At 45.2% G+C, this 22,625-nt stretch carries 16 protein-coding genes and 1 pseudogene; 5 read left to right on the forward strand and 12 right to left on the reverse strand.

Features of this window, described 5'->3' with window-relative positions; translation table 11 throughout:
* Positions 1-5: 5 nt before the first annotated feature.
* The 6 genes from OH463_RS03055 to OH463_RS03080 all read right to left on the reverse strand — a co-directional run bounded on the left by OH463_RS03055 (position 6) and on the right by OH463_RS03080 (position 9,472).
* Positions 6-1,733 (reverse strand): DUF3466 family protein, encoded by a 1,728-nt coding sequence (locus OH463_RS03055; protein WP_047513655.1) that lies wholly within the window; start codon positions 1,731-1,733, stop codon positions 6-8.
* 577 nt (positions 1,734-2,310) lie between these two features.
* The gene (locus tag OH463_RS03060; RefSeq protein WP_005444422.1) at positions 2,311-4,089 is read right to left on the reverse strand and encodes an ABC transporter transmembrane domain-containing protein; all 1,779 of its coding nucleotides are present in this window, start codon (positions 4,087-4,089) and stop codon (positions 2,311-2,313) included.
* On the reverse strand, positions 4,089-5,831 hold the full coding sequence (locus OH463_RS03065; protein WP_269990478.1) for an ABC transporter transmembrane domain-containing protein: 1,743 nt from the start codon (positions 5,829-5,831) through the stop codon (positions 4,089-4,091). Before OH463_RS03065 ends, OH463_RS03060 begins: the two co-directional genes overlap by 1 nt.
* Before the next feature lie 271 nt (positions 5,832-6,102).
* Positions 6,103-6,594 carry a type II secretion system protein gene (locus OH463_RS03070; RefSeq protein WP_005451816.1) on the reverse strand — a complete coding sequence of 164 codons (492 nt, stop codon included), beginning with the start codon at positions 6,592-6,594 and terminating at the stop codon, positions 6,103-6,105.
* Between the two features lie 229 nt (positions 6,595-6,823).
* Complete coding sequence (locus OH463_RS03075; RefSeq protein ID WP_047513657.1) at positions 6,824-8,167, reverse strand: sodium/glutamate symporter; 1,344 nt, start codon at positions 8,165-8,167, stop codon at positions 6,824-6,826.
* Between the two features lie 426 nt (positions 8,168-8,593).
* Positions 8,594-9,472 carry a LysR family transcriptional regulator gene (locus OH463_RS03080; RefSeq protein ID WP_029789841.1) on the reverse strand — a complete coding sequence of 293 codons (879 nt, stop codon included), beginning with the start codon at positions 9,470-9,472 and terminating at the stop codon, positions 8,594-8,596.
* Positions 9,473-9,575: 103 nt separating this feature from the next.
* Between OH463_RS03080 and OH463_RS03085 the strand changes: the two genes are divergently transcribed.
* Complete coding sequence (locus OH463_RS03085) at positions 9,576-9,863, forward strand: putative quinol monooxygenase (RefSeq protein WP_009698079.1); 288 nt, start codon at positions 9,576-9,578, stop codon at positions 9,861-9,863.
* Between the two features lie 11 nt (positions 9,864-9,874).
* A complete protein-coding gene (locus tag OH463_RS03090) occupies positions 9,875-10,852 on the forward strand; it encodes a Gfo/Idh/MocA family protein (RefSeq protein WP_009698078.1) in 978 nt (325 codons plus the stop codon).
* Positions 10,853-10,936: 84 nt separating this feature from the next.
* Here the strand turns inward: OH463_RS03090 and OH463_RS03095 are convergent, their stop codons facing one another.
* Complete coding sequence (locus OH463_RS03095; protein ID WP_005451824.1) at positions 10,937-11,623, reverse strand: DNA-3-methyladenine glycosylase I; 687 nt, start codon at positions 11,621-11,623, stop codon at positions 10,937-10,939.
* Positions 11,624-11,709: 86 nt separating this feature from the next.
* Here OH463_RS03095 and OH463_RS03100 point away from each other — a divergent pair, with 86 nt between their 5' ends.
* A complete protein-coding gene (locus tag OH463_RS03100; RefSeq protein WP_005377692.1) occupies positions 11,710-11,904 on the forward strand; it encodes a hypothetical protein in 195 nt (64 codons plus the stop codon).
* A gap of 72 nt (positions 11,905-11,976) precedes the next feature.
* On the opposite strand, the gene OH463_RS03105 is transcribed toward OH463_RS03100, so the two are convergent.
* The 3 genes from OH463_RS03105 to OH463_RS03115 are packed head-to-tail and all read right to left on the reverse strand — an operon-like array spanning position 11,977 to position 17,439.
* Positions 11,977-14,787: an Hsp70 family protein gene (locus OH463_RS03105; RefSeq protein WP_269990481.1), complete on the reverse strand. Its 2,811-nt coding sequence runs from the start codon at positions 14,785-14,787 to the stop codon at positions 11,977-11,979.
* 55 nt (positions 14,788-14,842) lie between these two features.
* Complete coding sequence (locus OH463_RS03110; RefSeq protein ID WP_269990482.1) at positions 14,843-16,807, reverse strand: Hsp70 family protein; 1,965 nt, start codon at positions 16,805-16,807, stop codon at positions 14,843-14,845.
* On the reverse strand, positions 16,807-17,439 hold the full coding sequence (locus tag OH463_RS03115; protein WP_269990483.1) for a DUF2760 domain-containing protein: 633 nt from the start codon (positions 17,437-17,439) through the stop codon (positions 16,807-16,809). Before OH463_RS03115 ends, OH463_RS03110 begins: the two co-directional genes overlap by 1 nt.
* Positions 17,440-17,726: 287 nt before the next feature.
* Between OH463_RS03115 and OH463_RS03120 the strand changes: the two are divergent.
* Together OH463_RS03120 and OH463_RS03125 are read left to right on the forward strand one after the other, a co-directional pair.
* Positions 17,727-19,268 (forward strand): annotated as a pseudogene (locus OH463_RS03120) (sensor domain-containing diguanylate cyclase).
* A gap of 82 nt (positions 19,269-19,350) precedes the next feature.
* Positions 19,351-19,881: a 3'-5' exonuclease gene (locus OH463_RS03125; RefSeq protein WP_005451835.1), complete on the forward strand. Its 531-nt coding sequence runs from the start codon at positions 19,351-19,353 to the stop codon at positions 19,879-19,881.
* Positions 19,882-20,084: 203 nt separating this feature from the next.
* Here the strand turns inward: OH463_RS03125 and OH463_RS03130 are convergent, their stop codons facing one another.
* Complete coding sequence (locus OH463_RS03130) at positions 20,085-20,525, reverse strand: tellurite resistance TerB family protein (RefSeq protein WP_005451837.1); 441 nt, start codon at positions 20,523-20,525, stop codon at positions 20,085-20,087.
* 143 nt (positions 20,526-20,668) lie between these two features.
* Positions 20,669-22,609 carry an alkaline phosphatase D family protein gene (locus tag OH463_RS03135; RefSeq protein ID WP_269990484.1) on the reverse strand — a complete coding sequence of 647 codons (1,941 nt, stop codon included), beginning with the start codon at positions 22,607-22,609 and terminating at the stop codon, positions 20,669-20,671.
* Positions 22,610-22,625 lie beyond the last annotated feature (16 nt).

Below are 22,625 nucleotides of genomic sequence, written 5' to 3' on the forward strand. Positions count from 1 at the left end.
TTTTCCTATTTAATGTTTATTTTTCTTGTCTTAACGTTTCTCGTAATTGAAAGAATAATCAACCCGAATGCGGTAAATAGCCCCAAACCCGCGCCATTACGTTTCGTTGGTGTTTTTTCAACATCCCTAGGTACAATATTCTTCGCTGTTTTTCCTTTAATTGGAATTAATTTAACCGCAACGACTTCTTCCTTATCTGAACACGTCGCATTATTGGCGGTGGTTTTATATCCAGAATGACACTTCAGCGCTGTTGCAGAAATAACGCCCGCATCATTAATGTCGCTCGCATCGATAATTCTGAATCGGTTATTTTCTTGGGAGTAAGAGGTGGACGAAGTATCGCTTGAATCTGAACCGTTTGTTAAATCATCCAAATACCACGCTTTTCCATCAAACAGCGTTTTTGCTCTTTCACTGACTTTACTATTTTTTGCATAAGGCAAGATAAACGCTCGTTGTCTACGTGGTTTGCCTTTCGATGCGCGTACCTTTTCTGCATCCACTCTGCCGACAATTTCATTGTATGTATTGATTGCACCCATTTTTCCACTCGCACCGTCAAAGAAGATCCCGGATTGCAAATAGTTGGCTCTCAATGTTTTTGCTCTTACATCATTGACGACGAATAAACGGTTGGGCGCGGAACCTGTTGGCATTAAATACTGCCCTGAACGTTTCGCTTCACCAATCGCAACGAAGTTAGAGTTAACGCCGGTTAACCTTGAATTGCTATGCAGTGTTTTGTTTTTAATTCGTTGCTGTGCCCCGTCCACGGGTTTGTTGACCCAATCTTCTTTTTTATTTAGGTCGCCAACAAAAACGGTGGCGTCCATGTAGTTGTCTTTCTGATACGAGTTGTAGCCGACGCCATAGACAGTACTACCATCAGTAACAAAGTCTCGCATGCTACCTTGGGCAAGTCTTTTGCCGCCTTTGAGTCGTTTGCTTTGCCATTCGAGTTCTAGCGCATTTCCTTTGTCATCCCATATTGCAGCTTTAGAACTGTGGTTCGATCCTGATTTTCTCGCCACGCTGCCAACAGTGATAGTGCCATCTGTCGCCCATGCACGGGTTGCGACTATGGCTGCTTGATCGCCTGCAGTAGTAAAGTTTGGTTTAACTGGTGAAATGGTGTCTTTAGAGTCTAATCCAGTCGCCACCGTCCCAATTGACTTTGCGTCTTTTGTTAAAGCATTAACCACGCTGTTTTTGGTATTTGGGTTAAAGAGAGGGAAGGCTGTGTTGTGGTCACCTTCTACGTATGCGGTTACTGTTGGCTCAGATGCTTCATTGTGACCCAATGACCATGCTTGCCAGAGTGTGCTCGCCCACGCTGAACAAATCTTGTATTTTTTTTCGTTGTCACAGTATCGTTTAAAACCAGATTCACTACCTCGATATGCAAAGCTAGAATCCATTGCAAAAGGTACTTCTTCTCTCAGTTCAGATACATCAATAGGTTTCCCCTCTAGCATAGCCGTTGAGCGAACATCGAGTGCTATTTTGAATTTACTGGCATCACAATTCGCTTCTTTTTCAAAGCAACCGAGTGAGTAAGGTTGTCCAGTAATTGGATCATTAATGTCTCCACTTTGAATCGCGGAACCAAATGAAGATAAATTAGTGTTATCGGGAACGACTTGCACTACTTGATATAGTGCAGCTTGTGAACTTATTGAAAAACCAGCAGTAGCAAGCGCTATAAACTTAATATTCGCTTTGAAACTCATCCATCCAATTCCTATCATTCTAAATAATGTTTTCGGTAATATGTGACCAAGGAATTTATAGATAATTCATTATTGAACGGTGTTTTTTTGTATGTGTTTACGTACAAATAAATACATAAAAATACAAAGTAAATAGTTTTAAAATAAGAATGGATAACGGGTTATATACCCAAGTGACTTCAAGATGTAGGATTCAGAGCGTTGTCATTGATTCGAGGTCAAGGAAAACAACGCAGCGAAATAGCCAGCTCTTTCCAAGTTGTTTGACACAGCCATTGGTTTAATTGAAAAAGCGGGGCAATGACACGCTCCCGAAGGGCGAGCTGTCTTGGCTTGTATACTTTGTTGCCGATTCTTGATTTAGAGTGACTAGATCTTTAAATCGTCGCCGCGTCTACAAACCAAGTCATTCTCGCTGAACCTAGCAACTCGAGGTTACTTGGGTATAGTCTAAGAATATTAGAAATGAAGGTGGTGGAAACCGGGGAACGAGACATCGAGTCGGTTCGCCGGTATTGGGGATAAACAAAAGCCCGCAGTATGACCAACGGGCTTAATGTCTGGGTCTGTAGACTGTTTAAACAGCTTCCTCAAACTGTTTGTCATCTTCCTCTTCAAGTTGCTGAATATGTCGATTTGCTTGCTGAAGCTGGTACATCTGCGCGTATCGTCCATTGTGTTTTAACAGCGCTTTGTGCGTGCCACTTTCAACCAAATCGCCATGATGCAAAACGATAATCTGATCGGCATCTAAAATAGTCGATAATCGGTGCGCAATGACGACAAGCGTCATATCTTGGCGCAGAACTTCTAAGCTTTTTTGAATCAGAGCTTCAGTACCCGAATCGATGTTCGCGGTTGCCTCATCCAAGATAAGGATTTTTGGTTTAGCCACCAAAACACGCGCCAGCGCAAGCAACTGCTTTTGACCTGCAGAAAGATTCGTTTCGCCTTGTCCAAGTTGTGTGTCTAGACCATTCGGATAACGACGAATTTGTTCTGCCAATCCTACCTTTTCTAGTGCATCCCAAACTTGAGTATCTTCGACCGCTCTACCTAAAGAAATATTTTCTTTTACGCTAGCAGGTAAGATATGCGGGTCTTGTTGAACCATGGCAACGTCTTTACGAAGTACGTCTTTTCCTAGGGACTTTAATGGGCGACCATCGATGCGTAACTCACCGATGTTCGTTGGATAAAAGCCCATCAGTAGTGATGCGAGAGTACTTTTACCACTGCCGGTATGACCAACAAGAGCGATAAAGTCTTGGTGAGCAGCTTTGAGAGAAATGTCTTTCAACACGTCTTGTTTGCCATCGTAGCTGAAAGTGAGGTTGCTCAATTCGATTGCACCCGTTTGGAGTGGGCGGTGATCGTCACCATAGGTTTGTTCTTTCGCATCCATCAACTCGAACACTCGCTCACTCGATACTAATGCTTGCTGAAGTAATGCCAACTGCTGAGTCATTTCAATCAAAGGTTCAGTTACGCGCGCTAAGTAGCTTATGAAGGCATAAAGAACGCCGACACCAATCATTTCTACGCCATTAAAACCAAAGATAGCAACGAGTGAGAGCAGTGCAAGACCCGCGAGTAAATCCATGAGCGGACGCAGTAGGAAGCCGTTCAAACGAATAACTTTCTTTGATGCGACTAAATGATCTGCGGTGAGCCCGTTGAATTGCTTGTTGAATCGTTCTTCTTGCTGCATCAACTGCACTACACTCATGCCTTGAATAGACTCACTCAAGTTGGCGTTAATGTCTGTCAGTAAATCACGCATGTTGCGGTAGCTTTCGGTACTTAGTTTTTTGAACAGGTACATGAAGCCGATAACGATAGGTAGGAGCACTAACACCACGATCGTCAGTTTCCAGCTCATGTAAAACATAACCCCAAGCATTACCAAGATCATCACCGCGTTCTTCACTACCGTCGCGATTAGCAGTTCGTAAAACTGTTGCAGCGATTCCGTGTCGTTGGTGATTCTTGAAACCAACTTACCAGCAGGAGTGTAATCAAACTCGGACAAGGGTTGCTTGATGACGCCAGCGAAAACTTGTTTGCGAATCGTTTTTATTGTGTTGGTCGCCACAATGCTGAACTGCAGCGATTGGAAATATTGAAACGTCGCTGAAATAAGCTGTAATGCGATGTAGCCCGCTGCCAATGAAATCAAAATATCTCGTGAATAATCACCTTTCGCGATGTGTTCATCAATAAAGTATTGAACGAGCCAAGGTCCACCCGCGCTGGCTAACGCGGCTATAAACAGCAGTGCTAAGCCTTTTAACATCGGCTTTGGTTGCGACAATGGGTAAGACAATAACCGTTTAAACGTTGTTGATTGCTTCATTATTCGTCCTCCATTGCTTGTTCTAGTTTTTGATATTGGTACATCTCTGCGTACCAACCTTGCCGCTCAAGAAGCGAGCGATGTTGACCACGTTCTGCGATGTGACCGTGGTTGAGTACGACAATCTCTTCGGCTGCCTCTAACGCAGTGAGGCGATGAGCGATGACGATTAACGCCTGTTCACGGTAATGCGTCTCTAGGTTCTTTAGTATTTGATGCTCTGTACGCCCATCAACGGCAGATAGAGCGTCATCTAAGACCAGCACTTGTGCATGGAGCAACATGGCGCGAGCAATAGCGATACGTTGTTTCTGACCTCCAGAGAGGGTAATGCCTTTTTCGCCCACTTCTGTTTGATAGCCTTCAGGAAACTTCTCAATATCGTCGTGGATACAAGCCAGTTTCGCTGCACGATAAACGTCTTCTTTTGATGCGTCAGGGTTACCTAGAGCGATGTTGTCGAAGATAGATTTAGAGAACAAGAACGGGCTTTGATTGACCACGGCAAAGCGGTTTCGCCATTCTGGTAAGAGTGCGTTTTTGATTTTGATATCACCAAATTGAATCGTACCGTTGTCCATGTCATGTTGACGAAGCAGTAGGGTTAGCAAGGTTGATTTGCCACTACCGACAGGACCTGCAATGCCGAGCATTTTTCCAGGCTCCAAAGTGATGTGAACATCGGTGAGCGCAGCGGGCAGATCTTTTGACCAGTGGAACTCATTAATCTTGATCTGCAAAGGTAATGGAGCCGTGCCTAATGCTGTATCGCCACTGATGATTTCTGGCTTCTCATCAAATATTTCTTGTAGGCGATTCCACGCAGCAGAGCCTCGTTCCAGAATATTGAACAAGAACGCGAATGCCAGCATCGGCCAAATCATAAGACCTAAGTACATGGTAAATGCGGTCAAATCCCCAAGTGTAATATCACCTTGGTCAACTAAATACGCACCTGATGCCACGCTTAGGAAGAAAGACATGCCAATGGTCAATTGGATTGCTGGGTCAAAACGTGCGTCAACGCGAGCTACCGCGATATTCTTCTCGCCAGTATCATCGACGACATCTTCAAAACGCTTTTGCTCTTGGTTTTCTAACCCAAAAGCACGCAGCATACGTACGCCATTCAATGATTCTTGAGTCATGTCTGACATTGTGGAGAAAGCTTCTTGTGCGATCTTAAAACGTTTATGCAGAATGCGAACAATGAAAAAGATGATGATCGCGAGGAATGGCATCGGTAAAAGAGCCATTAACGTCAGCTTCCAACTGATTTGTGTCACCATAATAATGAAAACAGCAATACCCGTAATCACCGAATCTGCCGCGGTTAATACGCCTTCACCGGCTGTCATCACGACGTTGCGCACGTCATTGGTACCACGAGCCATCAGGTCGCCAGTTTTGTATCTTTCGAAGAATCGAGGAGGTTGCGTGGATATATGGCGGTAGAGTCGGTTACGTAAAATAGTGCCTAATTCCCAACTCGCGCCAAATAACCAGATACGCCATAGAATTCGACAGCCATATATCGCAAAAAATAACGCAATAAGACCGGTTAACCACATCAGTAAGGTGCTGGTTTCTAGCGTGTTATCAACCACACCATCGACAATAATGCCGACTGCTTTAGGGGGAACAAGCTGAAGGGCTGAAATGACGGCAAACAATAGGATTGACCCCACATATTGTTTCCATTTGAGTTGGAAGTACCAACGCAGCTGCCAGAATATTCTCATTTCGCCTCCTGCTTAAATTATTGAATTTGTTATAGAACTATTATTGAGCGAATTAATGAGTTTACAAGCGGAATTTTTGAGCGAAATGAAAAACAATACAATGTGTCGATTTGGAAGGAACAGTGTGGTTTGCTGCCTTATGTATCGCTGAAAGGTGTGGATGTAACGAGATAATGTGAATTTATTGTTAAATTGGAGTTTTGAAGGGTTTTGGGTTGTTAGGGGATAAAAGCTTCAAAAGTGATACTCTTGAAGCTCATTCCGAGTGGTTTTAGCAGTCTCTAGTTTGAATTCCGTATTTTATTTGACCACCTGATGTTTTCGGGTAGTAAACCTCAACATAACAAAGATGAGAGATATCTACGGGCTTATTAGCAAAGCCAATCAAGAAGTAAGGTTCATTTTCATCATCCACGCCATACCATCGATTGATAGTCAATTGAGGGTCAAAACCAGCGAGTTCTTGTGCAGGTATTACGTTCTTTATGTATCCGTAATAGCCAATTAAATCCTTAACACCATCGCTATCCAAGTCAATATTCTTGACCTCTCCACCATCGACTTGTTCTTGAGATTGCATGACTGCTTTCGCATAAACTTGATTGTTTGCGGTCATCAAAGCTTCTCTTGCGCCATGCAAGACCGCAATACGGGCGTCTTTTTGGATGTCTAAAAATTTTGGAAACGCCACAACACTTACTATTCCCAGAATGACGATACAAATCACCAATTCTATCAGAGTAAAACCTTTGGAATTACGCACAGCCAACCTCCGAATTTGCTTTTATAGACTGCTATTCTGGAACAAAATTATGGCTGGAAAGGTATTGAAAAAGAATGAAGTTATGCGATGAGTAGTCATGTTCTTATATATAAAACAAATTGCTCATTTTTTTAACTTGAAGTGTGTTTGTTTTTACATAAAAAGTTATTGAGATATCAGTAAGAAAAAGCCCCATTTCAGCTAAAATGAGGCTCGGTAAATCAGGTCGTTATGATGGATTCGTTGCGGTCTGTGAGCCTTGTTTGAAAACAAAACGCCAAATGAAAAGAACTACGGCTATGTAAGCTAGACCAACGCCAAGCGCTTGCCAGTGCATGCCGTTATACATCGCGATTGGCATCAAAGATATGATGAAGATGTCAGTGATTGAGCCTGGGACATAAGCGATGGCGTAATCATCAAGTACCTTGCTACGCATCTTTGGATCGACAATACGCAGTAGGGCAATACCCATTGCAACCGTACCCGTCAGCCAACCCCAAGAGAAGATGCCTTTTTCAAACCAATCGTCTCCCATGATGCGTGGAGCCACCCAAAAGATTAACCAAAGTGTGAAACATACGCCGCCAAGAGCTAGTACTACCATAGGCATTAAGTATTGGGCCAAGACGGTAATTTTGATTGCAGAGATACCGAAGATAATCAAATAGTCGGTGCTGATGCCCGCTGCATGTTTGAACGCGCCATCACAAAGGTAACGTGACGCTTTGGTCTGCTTTGCGACAATTCGAACCAACATACCGCCAAGGAACCCGGTTACAAACGTTGGGATCTGCACCTTATCGTGGAAGGAAGATAAATAGTTAGCAGCAACATAGGAGAACGCCGTTACTACAACCACCAATGCGGCGTGAATCGCAAAAGAATCAACCGACAGGGAAGACATAGTGTCTTTCATTACCGGTTCTTGATCATCAGGTTTAACAAGGCCTTTGCGTTCGTGTTCGTCCATGCTATCGAATGTCGTAAAGCTACGAATCCAACCCATCTTCAATGCGAATTGCAGCATGAGCATGCCGACAGAAATCGAAATGAAGATACCCACGGTTGCGAAGGTTAAACCTAGTGTGAAGCCATCTTCCCAACCAAGCCCCGTGAATATTTCGCCAACAACAGAAGCTGAACCGTGACCGCCCATAAAGCCTGCAGACATTGTTACGCCAAAGGCTGGATTAATCTCTGGCCAGAAGAAGGTAGTGATCGCGAGACCAAACATTGCTGCAAATAACCACTGTGAAACAGAAGCGATTTGGTTGAATGCCCACAATGAGCCAGCGCGCTGTGCGACGGTCTTAGGTGATGGGACATCAGTTGCCAGACCTAACGCAGAAAAAAGTGCAGCAGTTAATAGGCTTGCGTTAGCGGTAAATGTATCGGTCCACGGCAGTATGTTTAGCAGGGCTGGTCCAAAAATCAGACCGAATAATCCCGCGAGAACCGCCGATGGAATGTACATACGTTGTAGTAGTGGCGTGTGAACGCGAATGACTTTTGCCAAAATCAATAGTAAGCCAGCAATGGCTAAGTCAGTCAGCATTAGACCTTTAGGCATTTTATCCTCCAGTAAATGCAGTCAAGGGGTAGCGTCCTTGTGACCAACCTTGATTGAAAAATCGCTCCCAACGAAAAAAGTCACATACGTGACCAAAAGTGTTGAGAAATCAATGTCGTTTTCATAAGCAAAGGAATGTGCTTATGCAGTTTGAAATGAGTGCAAATGTCGTGATTACGCACGAACTTGGAGAGAAATTAGATTAAATTCTCGATGTTATTTTGATAGTTCACTCAGGAAAGGCGGCAATCCTAGTCACTTTGTCAGGGCAATGCAATTGATGGGAATCAATAAATTATGTTCATCAAATGAGTGTTCTGTGCTAACAGTATGAAAAATAAAGATAATTAATGAGAAATAATATTTGTCATATCGACAATAAAAACTAATTGCTTGGTTAAATTACAGCCGTTTTGTCTGTTTGTATTATTGGCTCACATGAGAAAGAACAAAATCGACGAAGGTGCGATTTTTAAGGGAAAGCTGTTTTGAACGGTAAAGCAGGTGGATCGGCTTTGGCTTGGGAATGTGTGAATGGAGAATTTCTACCAACGCGCCAGACTGGATTTCTTGTTCAACTAAAATCTTTGGTTGTAGAAGAACACCAGAGCCTTTTAACGCGGCAAACTTAAGCACATCACCATTATTAGACGTTAATCGGGTGTTGCTGTTTCCAAAGGTATTAGATGGCATGTTCACCACCTGTTGGCTTTCCCCTTGGTGGTACTGAAATCCCAAACAATGATGATGTTCAAGGTCATCAAGCGATTGGATAGGGGCATGCAGCTTAAGATAAGAGGGTGAGGCGCAGTAAGTCATGTCGTATTCCCCGAGTTTTCTTGCAACTAACGATGAATCGACCAACTCACCAATACGAATAATCACGTCTGCTTCGCTTCGATATGGGTCAATCAAACTGTTATCCAACATTAACTCAACGTTCAGTTCGGGAAATTCAGCTAAGAAGTCAGCCACGATGGGCGCAATCACCTTTTTACCATAGGTAACTGGGCAGTTAACTTTTACTGTTCCAGTTGGGCGGTTGATCAGCGTCTGGATTAGGTTCTCTGCGTTGGTTATGTCTTCAATAATGCGGTGGCACTCTTGATAGTAGAGTCTGCCAGCTTCGGTCAAGGACTGTTTGCGCGTGGTGCGATGAATCAGCTGCGTACCTAAGCTTTGCTCAAGAAAGCTCATGTGTTTGCCAACCATGGTCGGTGAAATATCAAAGTGGTGTGCGGCGTTACGAAAGCTGCCATGTTCGACCACGTAAGCGAAAACCTTCATGCTTGTTAATTTATCCATTACACACCCAGAGTTGATAAAGAAATAACTAAAGCAGAGTTTATCAATCATATGAGGTTAATTACAGTGGACGTATGATTAAGAGTGGAGAAAGAGATCCATCATGAGCAAGACGATTTTTGTTACCGCCGAACTGAAAATGAATGCCGATAAGCCAAGACAACAAGTGGTTGAGACCATTGAACAATTTTGCCTTGATATGCAGAGCGAAGCTGGGTGTTTGCAAGCGAATGCGACCTACGATTCGAAAGACCCACTGCGTGTGATTCTTTGGGAGCGATATGAAAACCGCGCCGCGATTGAAGCGCATTTTGCTATGCCGCATACACAAGCGTTCATTGCAGCTGAAATGGCAGAGTTAGTCCAAGCATTCGAAACTCAAGCGCAATAGGAGACGTGAACATGAAATGGGGCATTTTAGGCACAAGCTTTATCTCAGGTGTCATGGCAGAGGCAATCCAAGGCGATGACAAGAGTAAGCTCTACGCAGTTGCTGGACGTTCGGAACGGAACTTGAATGCATTTGCTGAGCAATATGGCATCGAGAATACCTTCACCGATTACGATGCGTTGATTGCCGATGAACAAGTCGACATTATTTACATCGCACTGCCAAATCACCTTCATCATGACTTTATCGTCAAAGCGGCAGAGCAGGGTAAAGCGATTCTTTGTGAGAAGTCACTTTCGGTAGATATGGAAAAAACTGAGCTGGCTCTAAAGGCAGTCGAATCGCACAAGGTATTCTTTGCTGAAGGCTTGATGTACTTGCATCACCCGTTGATCAGCGAGTTACTTTCGGTGCTTAAATCGGGAGAGATCGGTGAACTTCGCTCCATCCATACTTCTTATATTGCGTCGATTGCGCAGTTTGTTAATCCAGACAGCAAAGGTGCTTTGTATAATTTAGGTTGCTACCCAATATCACTGGTGCACTTGGTGGTGAAAACCATGTTGGGTGAACAAGCCTTTGGAAACCGCTCTATGACGGCGATTGGTCGACGAGGTAACGATGGGAATATCTGTGAATCGAGCTTGATGATGCAATTCGGTGAGCAACAAACGGCGAGCGTGCATACCGCCGAAGATCACGGATTGAAACACCAATTCACCATTCTGGGTAGCAAAGGCTGTATTACGTTAGACTCGAACCCATGGCTACCAACGCAAGATAACCAGTTTAGTGTGGAAATTTACGAGACGTCGAAGCGTGAAGTGTTTGTACCGGCAGCTGGGGACGCTTTCTTCTATCAAGTGCGCACTATTCGCCAAGCGGTTGAGGAGGGGTGTACCTCGTTAGAAAACCCTTGTGCAACATGGGAAGACTCTCACCGCATTATGCAGCTACTGACTGAGTGGGAATCACTGGCTTCAAAGTAAGTCTGTACTTGAACCAATGAACATAAAAACGGCGCACTAAATCCAATGATCAGTGCGCCGTTTGTATTTTGGGTTTAATCTGGATTAAATGCGATTATCGCCGGTGCTGAACGCAATAACTTGGCTGATTTCAGACAGGCTTCTACCACTTTCTTGTTGCCATTGCACAAACGCTTTGTTGGTGGCGTCGAGCGACTTTTTAGTGTCTTTGCCACCTTCAATGATCTTGCAATTACGCAGGTAAGCCTCGACGTCGCTAGACAAGATAAAGGTATCAACGCCCATTTGGCGAAGTGTGTAAGGACCGGTATTTCCACCTAGGCGATTACCGTGTTTCTTCAAATATGCCCATAGGTCGGTGATGTTCTCTTGCGGCCAATCGGCAACCATTTTGCCAAACGAGCCGTATTCGATTTTTGCTTCGTGGATCATACGAGCATTAGCAGGGATCGACATGACTTTAGTGAGATGGCGAATGATGCGTTTGTCGGTTGCTTTGGTTTCCCATTGCTCGTCTGACAGCATTAACAAGGGCTCAATCTTAAATCCGAAGAATACTTCTTCGAAGTTCGGCCACTTGTTGCGAACCACGCTCCACGAAATCCCACTTTGGAATACCTTCATCGAAAAAGCGGCCAGCCAACGGTCATCGGGAATCGCTGCCAATTCTTCTTTGCTTAGTGGATGAGACAAAAGCGCTTCAAGTTGATCTTCACCACCTTTACGCTCAGCAGCGCGCTGATAAATCGCGTCAAATTTTTCGATACTCATAAAAGAAGTTAGTCCTAGTTTATGTCGATATTTGCGAAACATACTACGCTTAAGTGGCTGAATCGTAAATTGATGGAGTGTCACAAATGAAGAAGGTCACATTAACGTTTGTCGGAGAAGGTTCGGATCGTATTGCAGAAAAATTCTATGCGTGGATGACGGACGGTGGGTTAGAAGACAGCATGATTGAGAATTTATCTGACCGTGAAATCTCAGTTGTTGGCATCAGTGATATGGATAATGAAACGCGTGACGTGGTGATCAATACGGAAATGAACTAAGTCAGCAAGTAGAATCAGACAAAACAAAGCCCTTCTCATGAAGGGCTTTGTTGCGTTTATAAGCATGGGAGCTTAGTTGTTTACCAGCGTCAGACCGCTTGGGAGTGCATCACCAAAGATACGCTTCGATTCGCTCTCAGATAGCTCTTTGACTTCTTCAACCAGTGATACCCAAGATTCAGGCACCTTGCTTTGCTTCAGCTTGGTGAGAACTTGTTCACGGTAGTCGTCTGAGATATCAAATAGGCGGTCGCCCGTCTTACGACAAATCATTACGGCTGCGAAAGCGATCATTGGCTCTTTCTGCCAGTTCTGTTCCAACAGCTTAGGTAACCATTGTTCCGCTTGTTCACGAGGAATGACGTTATGCTGGCTGCCATACAAAGGCGTACGCGATGCCAAACGACCCATTGCCCACCAGTGCGCTTGTTCGAACTGGTTATGGTTGATGGCTTTGCTCAAGAACCACGTTGCCAATAGAACTTTGTCTTCGACTTCTAGGTGTTCAAGCGATGCCGCTAATCGAACCATGGATTCATAACCCATATCTTGCGCCGCTTTGGCAGATTGTGGGTTTTTCATCGCGCCAGGGTGTAGGTATTTCGCGATGTCCGCCAAGATAGTCTCTTGCTGCTCTTGGCTTAAACCACCTGCGATGCGACGCCAGAATACCCACCAGTCGGTCCAACCTTGATGGTTCTTGAATTGAATGTTTTGTTGGTAGAGACCCCAAACTTGCTCAATGCGCCATGTATCGGTTGGATCGCCAAAGCCCGGACGCAACGCAAAGCCCGCCAAACGAAGCCAGTTTTTCTCGTGCTGTTCAGAGCGGCGGCGACGCTTACGACCTTGAGCAAAGGTATCAAACAGTTGACGTAGGGTCGTGAAATCCCACTCGTCACGTTTGCCAAGTTTCTTCTCAAGATCTTTGGCTAAGGTTTTGATCTCTTTGCTTTCTGCGCTTTTCTTGTTACCGCTGTAAAGGCGAGCGATCAGCTCCTTACATTCGTTCAGTTTAGGGTGAAGCTTAACTTGCTCGCTGTCATCGGTTTGCTTGTTACGAACTTCGAATTCCAGCTCCCAACGTTTGCTGTCATCTTCTGCGCTGACACATTCCATCTTAAGCGTGCCGACTTCGGTCAACTGACACGCCAGTTGTACTTCTACGCGCTCTTTCTGATTGGCTTGCAGTTCGGCGCCTTCACCTTCAAGGGTGGTGATATAAGGTGGCAGAGGAGCAAACAAGTCGGGGTCAACGTCAACCATGACGCCGTTTTGAATAGCGGTGTTATTGGTTAAGGTGTCGTGGGTAGAAGTCAGCAGGTTAAAGCGAACAGGTTCACCTAGGGTAAGCGAGAAACGACGACCACTTAAGCGGATCTCGTGACCTTCTTCTTCCCCTTTTGCAAGCAAACAGAGCGCTTTGCCCATCTTGTTCTTCTCTTGAAGGTGCAAGAAGTAAGAACGCGCTGCACCACCACCAATTTTTAGCTGTGCACCACGACGTGCTTTACCAAACGCAACAGCACCTAATGCAACAGACCAATCTGGATGTGGGTTATCTAATACCGTAACCGGAGCGCCGCGCCAATCGGACAGTAGGGTAGTGACACGCTCAGTCACAAGCTCACTGTTGAACACACCACCGTTGAGTAGCAAACCGACTGGAATGGCATTTTGTTTGTCGTCTTCGATACCAAGAGCGGCACGAGACACTTGTTGATGCTGAGTTAAGAACTCGGCAACGTGTTTGCTCACTGCTGGGTCAGCGACGTATGGAAGACCAAACTCAACAACGGCGCTGCGGCGTTTGTCTGGCACTTCACTGAAATCAGAAAGCGGGAAGAAGCCATCTAAAGCTATTTGGTGCACTTCTTGTTTGCTAAGTCCAATACTCTTTGTTCCGCCAAGAAGCTTCGAGCCGCTGCCCAGCATGGTGATTTTTACTTCTTCAGGTGCACTCGCTGAAAGTAGGTTTTCTTTCGCCTTGCGAGTTTGCTGAATCAGCTTAGTCAGGCTTGCTGCAGTAAGCTTCTTACTTTGATTGAAGCGACTCTCTGCAAGGTGCGCTAATGCTAAGTCGAGGTTGTCACCACCAAGCATCAAGTGTTCGCCAACGCCAATACGATCAAGGGCTAGCTCATTTTGTGAAGAGAAACTTGCTTCAATCAAGCTTAAGTCGGTAGTACCACCGCCCACATCGCACACCAGAATCAGTGGCAGCTCTTTGAGCTCATCGGCTGCGGTTTGCTGGTGGCGAGCATACCAGTCGTAACATACCGCTTGTGGCTCTTCGAGCAGGACGATTTTTTTCAAACCTGCCAACTCAGCGGCTTCAAGCGTAAGCTTACGAGCGGTTTCATCGAACGATGCAGGAACGGTCACAACCACATCTTGGTCTTCTAGCTTATTGCTAGGGTGACGGTAGTTCCATGCTTGACGAATGTGGTTGAGGTAGCTTGCGCTGGCAATGACGGGAGAGACTTTGCCCACGTCATGCGCGCCAGCCCAAGGAAGAATGTCTGAACTGCGATCCACTGCTTGGTGTGATAGCCAGCTTTTAGCACTGGATACCTGACGTCCTTCTACCTTTGCGCCTAATTCACGAGCCCATTCACCCACGATCACATTACTAATGTCGCCAGATACAGGTTCGTTTTCCCAAGGAAGTGTCAGGTCAGAAGGGGATATTTGACCAATCGCAGGGTGGTAGCGGAAAGAGGGCAGCAGTGGCTTACGAACCACTTCACCCGGACCAATCAATTGGTCGATGTCGAATAGGGATACTTCGGATTGTTCAAGGTTGTCGGTGATTTCACAGTACGCCACCACAGTGTTTGTGGTGCCAAGGTCAATACCAACAAGAAAACGAGGAGATGCCATACAAACCTTCGTGTATTTAAAAACGGCACCCGATTGGATGCCGTTTGATTTCTATTTATTCTTCTTCGTTTGAGTTGCTTTTCGCGTCTTCGCGCACATCGAACTCAACATGCCATTTTTGACCGTTATCAGCGGCAATGGCTTCTAAGTAAAGCGTACCAAGCTCTGTCACGCGAGAGGCTAGGGTTACCGGAACCACTTCACCTTCACGGCGACCTTCAGATACTGGCAGCGTTACTTGGATTTCTGGAAGCTCTTCAAGCTCTTCTGGTGCCCAGTAGTCTAGGTGGGTACCCGCTAGGTCATCACGACGAACCGTTGAGCCGAAGAATTGGAAGTTAACTGGCTGACCGATGATCAAACCAAACTCTTGGCTTGGTACGTCAACGCTTGAACCTTCTTCCATACCAAATGGCGCAACACAAAGTGCTTCCATTGGAGGCGCCATACCCGGAATCGCTGGCATTGCACTTTCGATACCCACGTAGTACGCCGAAGCAATACCACCACGGATGCGAACGCCTTGACCACGACGTACAGAGCCGTAGTAAGCCGCACCGCTAGCAACCGCAAGGTCTAGATCCACACCTGTTAGGCGTTTTGCCATTTCTGCATCTGCTTCAATTAGCCATTCGTTGATCGTGTCTTCTAGACGAGTTGCTAGAAGTTTCGATTTCAGAACACCACCGTTGAATAGGATTGCGGTTGGCTTGATGAAGTCAGCCGATTGCGCGGCATCCGCACCTGGCATACCAGGCATGTTAGCGAATGGGTTGAAATCTTGAGCCGCTGCTTCGCCGCCATTTCCTGACGCAGAAAGAGCATTGGCTTGCTTAGACAAGAACGCTGCAATGTGACGAGTAATGCCTGCATCTTGTGCGTAAGGCAGACCCATTTGCGTTAGTGCACCACGGTTACGTTGAACAGGGTGGTCAGTAATCGCAACTTGAGGGAAGAAGCCGTCAACTAGTGTTTGTTGTACTTCTTCTTGAGTCAGTTCTGTTTTCAGCGTTGCGCCAAGCAGTTTAGAGCCACGGCTTGGTACTACGATTGGCACTGACTGAAGCTCGCTGTCGTTCAATAGCGCTTCTTTCGCGTCACGACATGCGTGCGTCATTGCCTGAACCTGCCATGGCTGTAGCTCTTTGCCTTCTTGCGCTAGCTTCATCTTCAAGCGGTACGCAAGTGCAAGGTCCATGTTGTCACCGCCAAGTAGGATATGTTCACCTACCGCGATGCGGTTCAGAGTTAGGTTGCCGTCGTCTTCAGTTACTTCAACCAAAGAAAGGTCAGTCGTACCACCACCGATATCTACTACAAGTACGATGTCGCCAACTTCAACTTCGTCGCGCCATTTGTCGTTGCTGTTATCGATCCAGTTGTAAAGTGCAGCTTGTGGCTCTTCTAGAAGCGTTAGGTGCACAAAACCAACGTTGCGAGCTGCTTCTGCTGTTAGATCGCGAGCAGCAGGATCGAAAGAAGCAGGAACCGTAATAGTCACGTCTTGATCAGCAAGGTTGTGATTTGGGTTGGTGTGATTCCAAGCGTCTTTTAGGTGCTCTAGGTAAAGCTCTGTCGCGCGAAGAGGGGATACTTTTTCCACTTCTTCTGGGCTACCTGCTGGCAGGAATGCATCACGACGGTTCACACCAGCGTGGCAAAGCCAAGATTTCGCACTTGCAACAAGACGAATTGGTGTTTTTGAACCTAGGTTACGTGCAATAGCACCAACCAGAGCTTTTGGCTCGCTAGACCACGGAAGAACGCGTGATTGCGGGTTCATTTCGTGCTCGTGTGGCTGGTAAAGGAAAGAGCCTAATTGGCTGCGAGTCTCTACCGTGCCAGGCGCAGTAAGCTGCGGGATAGGCATTACTTCAACGCGAGCGTTTTCATCGTGTGTATCAACAAAAGACATGACACAGTGTGTTGTACCTAAGTCGATACCAACACTGAATTTAGGCGTCTGTTGAGTTTCAACAGACGCTTCTTGAGAATGGTTTTCTTGGTTCATGTGTTCCATTACAGCTCAACCTCAGCTGGAGCGATCACAGATGCATCGTAGTTCTCCGCTAGTTTTGGCAACGTCATTGATGTTGCTTTCCAGCCTTTATGAACTAGCGTGCCGTTGAATGGCGCGCTGCCTGTAACGTTGCCAGTTAGGCGGATTTCTTGTGGGTTGAAGCCTTCTTCAACCGTAATGCGAGTTTCTTCGTCTTCGTTGCGAACGTGTGCTAGCGTCAAGTAGTCGTTCAGCACTTTCTGACCGCCAGTGTGGATTACGCGAGCAGCTGCGCCAACTTCTTCATCAGAGAATGACGTTAGGTCTTCTTTTAGGAAGTCAATCAGACGAGCTTCTTGCTGCATGATAGAAAGCAGCTGCATTGCAGAGTCCGTTGACGCTGTCGCAAGTTTTGATTCAACTTCTACAACACGCTCTACGACTTTCTCAACTTCCACTACTTTTTCTACTTCAACGATCTTCTCAACTGGTTTCTCAACCTCGACGATTTTCTCGACTGGTTTTTCTACCACTTTCTCAATCACTTTAGATTTACGAGATACTGCGATCAGAAGAAGCAAAACGCTCGAAGCCGCTAGACCTGCGTGAAGCATATCGAACGTTTGAGGAATTAGGTTCAAATCAATGTTCATGACATTTTTCTCTTTCTATTGATTTATTGGCGCTTAGTATTGGCTCACACATGTTTACTAAAGAGATCGGCTTTGCGACCTGCACCAAGTTTAGACATTAAAATGATGGTGGATGGTAGCATATTCAAGGCTTAAGACTGTAATAATTCGTGAATATACCGCATGATTAGCATGAAAAATCAACGATTAGATGGGGACTCAAACGTTGTTGCTTGATGTTTACCCACATGTGGCGCAGTATTTCCATCATTATCGAAGCATGACACGCAAAAAACGTGGAACAGTAAATGACATATAGCACGGCTCAACAGAGCATTTTCAAACGGTACTCTGCTTCTATTGTAGCTTTTATTGCAGTCGTTATTGTCACTGCGGGCATGGTTGGTGTCGCTTATAAAATACAACAGCGTTACACCATGACCATTTTCGATACCCTGGCAGATCGCCAAGCGTAATCTCTTAAACTGGCAGTAGAAAACGATCTTGAGTTCATCGGCGCTGGTGCAAACTTTTTCCATTCCGTTGATAAGTCATACTGGACACAATTTCCTTACTACGCAAAACAAGTCGTCGAAAGTTCACAGAGCTTGGTTGGCTTGCAATGGATGCAACGTGTTGAACCAAGTGAGCTCGACGTCTATTTGGCGAAAACTCGTCAAATTTTCCCTGATTTTGACATCTTTACAGTACCGAAAGATGGTGAGAAGACGTTTGGTTACATCTTGAAAGACCAAGCTCCTGCATACATAGCGACTGATATTTATCCAAGAACTGAAACTAACTTGTCTTTGCTTGGCTTTTATTCTTCACGTTTGCGTTTCGAACTGATCCTAGATGACATTATTACCCACGATCGAGCCAACATTTCAGACAAAGTCCGCTTGCTTCAAGACGGATACGACAAGTCATTGGAGAAAAGTGGTCTGTTGGTTTACCACCCGGTATTTAGCTATGACAAACACGAGCTACTTGGTGTCGTTGTTGGGGTAGTGCGCAGTACTGTCTATTTTGATCAATTGATTACCAAAACCGCGACGGAATTGGATATGTCTGTAAAAGTTGAAGACAAGGGCTTTGATGCTTACGACGACCCTCTATTGTTTAAAAGCTCAAACTGGGATGAGCTGCACGGCAAAGTTATTAGTCGCACGATTCAACTGCCAAATCGCGAATGGCGTGTTGAGTTTAAGCTGTCTGAATCTGTTTCGGCGTGGGAGCGTTCTGTCCTTTATGGAACCGGTATTGCGGGTTTAGTCATTGCTATCTTGATCAGCTATATCGTCAATCTTCAATCACGTGAAAAAGAACGTCTTGCGGTGATGCTTGATAACAAAACGGTTGAGCTAAAACGCATGGCAGAGTTGGATCCATTGACCCAATTGCTTAACCGACGCGTATTTAACGATAACTTACTGCACTACATTAATAGTGGCGTTGAGTTTTCTTTAGTGGGTTTCGATATTGACCGCTTTAAAGTGATTAACGATAAGTACGGTCATTTAGCCGGAGATGAAGCGTTATTGCACGTAACCAAGCTTGTGAATGCTAACTTGCTCGATGGTGATCGTTTCTACCGAGCAGGTGGCGATGAGTTCTGCATTTTATCTAGAGTGACGGACAAGGAAGAACTAGCCGCCTATCTGGAGAAGTTACGCGGTATTGTCGCAAGCTCGCCATTTGAATATGAAAGTACACCAATCATTTGTTCTTTGAGCATTGGCGCTGCGGTACATAACGACGAAGATCCTGAGAGCTTATTCCATAAAATGGACGTGCAACTTTACCAAAGTAAGAAAAATGGTCGAAACTCTGTATCGATCGGCGATTAATTCAGCGAGCAAATTCGAGTTTTGAGATTCGTTACGGTAGAATCTCACGCTTTCAAATTTACGTTAGGAATCAAGACAAACTATGAACCATAACCGTATCGTCTGCTTCGATTTAGAAATGTGCTGCTGGAATGAAAACGGCGTGGGTCGTACAGGCGAGATCATTGAAGTTGGTTTGGCGGAAATAGATTTGTCGAAAGGTGAAATCGTTAAGCGCGCGCAATACTACGTGAAACCTGAGCATGATGAAGTGTCCCTGTTTTGTGCAGAGTTAACTGGCATCACACCACGTAAGATTGAAAAGCAAGGTCGACCATTAGAAGAAGTGCTTAAGTCGATGCTAAAGAACTTTGGTGGTCGTAATAAGATCTATGCTTCATGGGGGCGCGATGATCTTATCTTGCTTGAAGAATGCCAACAAAAGGGCATTGACGCGCCATTTACCGAGTTCATCAACTTAGCGACGTTGTACCGAATCCAAAACCGTCTTAAAGATAAGCGCATTGGTCATAAAGCGGCGCAAGAAGCAAAAGGCATTGAGTGGGAAGGTCGCCAGCACTCGGGCTATGTTGACGCTTACAACTTGGCGAAACTAGCACTGACCATGCTATAAGTTTCTGTTTTCATAAATCTTTCATTGGATTTCAGTCTGCTCGTCATAAGCCAGTACTAAGTTAGTTTTAAATAACAACAATGTTGGCTAGTCTCTTGCGGAGATGACGATGTTTGATTCGACCTAATCCAGACTAGAGACACAAAAAACGCGCTCATGTAGCGCGTTTTTTATTGGTTCTTACTGTTTATGGAGACTGTGCTTCACTGAGATTGCAATTTCGCTCGAATAAAATCGCTGTGGTCTACATAGAGTAGCTCCGCTGTTTTGCGAATTACGGCATCTTCCAATGGGTCAATTTCACCGTCAGCGTACGCCACTTCCCACATACTCTTGATCAGTTCATAGCGGGTTTCTTGTGAAAGCTCACGCAGTTGAGACGTAAAGTCATAAAGGGAAGTCGACTCACTCGATCTGTTTTGAGCCTGATTCAGTAGTGTGTCGGTCTCTTCTTCTGTTAGGGAAAGCAATTTCATGATCAAAGAGCGTTTGGTTGCTTGTTCTCTTTCATCGATTTGATGGTCCGCACCAGCTACTTCACAAAGCAAACATGCTATCGCCATATTGGGTGACAGTGTGTTGGATTGGCTAAGGTCCGAGCCTTCTATAAGTTGTTTAAATAATGAAGTAAGCGAATTAAACATGTTGAGCACCAAGCTGTTATCTATTTATTTAAGATGGTAATGGTTTGAGCAAATCTCAAGGTCTTGATTGAATTTGATCAAGATCTCATACGATTGAGATGACATTTTTGATCAATACAGTATTTGACCGCCAAAAAGCGGATTTATTCCTCAACCTTTGTAGGCGGGAAATGTATTGAATCACCTTCACCAGTTAAAATACTGATATTGCATGGCTTTCCGTCGTCATCCAATCTCAGCTCGCCAATTGCACTTTGGTTCACTAATCGGTAAAAATTGTGGTTACTTGGCGCACGCTTAAAAATCTTCAAACGCTTACGTTTGGTGAAGAAGTTTAGCGGTGAACGGGGGCTATAAAGCAAACGGTCCATGGCATCACACGCTGTCAGCAGTTGCGCTGGGAACTGGTTCTTAATCCCACTACACGTGATTTGATAGATATTTGGACTATTGCGACGAAAACGCAATTTGATGTCATAAGCGAAAGAGTAGTGCACATCACCAGACAGAATGACAAAGTTAGTCGGGGTTTTGGTGTGAGTGAAAATACTTATCAAGGTATTCGCACTGCCTGGATGCGCCATCCAGTTTTCTGCGTCAATCAGCAACGGCTGACCAAAACTGGTCATGATGCGTTGCAATGTTTCAATAAACTTCACTCCAAACATGGGTGCGGCAGAGACGATGATCACTTTGTCTTGATGCATCAGCTCTTGTTGGAACTCAATCAAGGCTTCCCAATCCATCAAACCCGATGGTTTATTCATGCGTGATTCTGAACGCCAGCGGCGAGTACGTGTATCCAAAACAACTACTTTCGGTGACGTGTGGATGGTGTAATGCCAATCTTCGAATCGATATAGGTATTGGATGAAGTCATCTTGGTACTCTGAAGTCAGTTCTTCAAAGTAACGACGAGCGTGCTCCATAAAAGGGGCGTTAAATTTTTCTGGCGCGTTACCCCAACCTTGGCACAACCAATAAGCGATCAGACTGTTGCCGATGATTCGGCGCGAGAAGAGATTTTCAGTCGCTGCTTTTTCCCAGCCAACCGTTAGGTTCCAATCGTCGGTGACGTCATGGTCATCAAAGATCATGTAGGTCGGTACGTGAGCTAGCAAACGCTGAGCTTTATCTAACCCTGCGACAAATGCATCGATGTGAATCTTCTCATCGCGCCAATGTTGTTGCCATTTCGGCTCTAACGCTTTTCCGCCGGTCGTGAATTTTCTATCCAATAAACGTTCACGATTGACTAATGTCCAAGGTACTGGAGACCAAACGAGTAGGTACATCGCAAAAAGCTCGGCAAAGCTGATGAGGTGGTTTTCACATTCGCGTGAGCTAAAAATAGGTGTGCCACGATGCGGGAAGAGCTTGGTGAGTATGCTTCCATCGTCAACATAGTGGGGAAGAATGTTATCCCTGCCATAAAAACAATCTGGGCTTTGATAAAGCTCTTGCGTGTTTTTAATTGGCGCTTGGTCGAACTCTTCATCAGGCAAGCCTAATAATTTGACCAATTGTTCAATGGCATCAAGCATCGGACCTGCGACATGATCGGCATAGATTTGGTCGCCGCTCATGATGAGCATATCAGGGCGGTCTTCTATCGGTTGGCTAGCAACTTTTGCGTCAGCTTGGACCAGAGTGTCTTTACTAAAATGATGTGGGTTGCGACAAGAGCCATGCAGAACATAATCGGCTTTTTCACTGATTAGGAACTCGACACCTTGCACTGAATCTGTGTCTTCACCGTAGACCAAGTGGGGCATCAATTCGGTCAATAAACCGGATTGAGTATGGAGTTGATAACGCAATGCTTTATGGGTAGGAAATTCGCCTTGTAACGTCAGCATGCAAACCCAAGCACGTTTGCCTACTTGCAATAGATGTTCTACTGATACGGGCTTGGAATAGTATTGTTCACCAGTGTTCGCATCGCTGATTTTAACCAAACCTTCGAGAGGTTGCGTGGTCACCAACCAAATATTCACTTCCGTCGCGGTAACTTTTCTTAAAATTGGACCGGCAACAACCAGAGGAAGGGAGGAAAGTTCGTTGGTATTGAGCGATGTTGGCAAAGTGGTACCTTACTAT

The organism is Vibrio sp. NFR, from assembly GCF_027587095.1.
GTDB classification, from domain to species: Bacteria; Pseudomonadota; Gammaproteobacteria; order Enterobacterales; family Vibrionaceae; genus Vibrio; species Vibrio harveyi.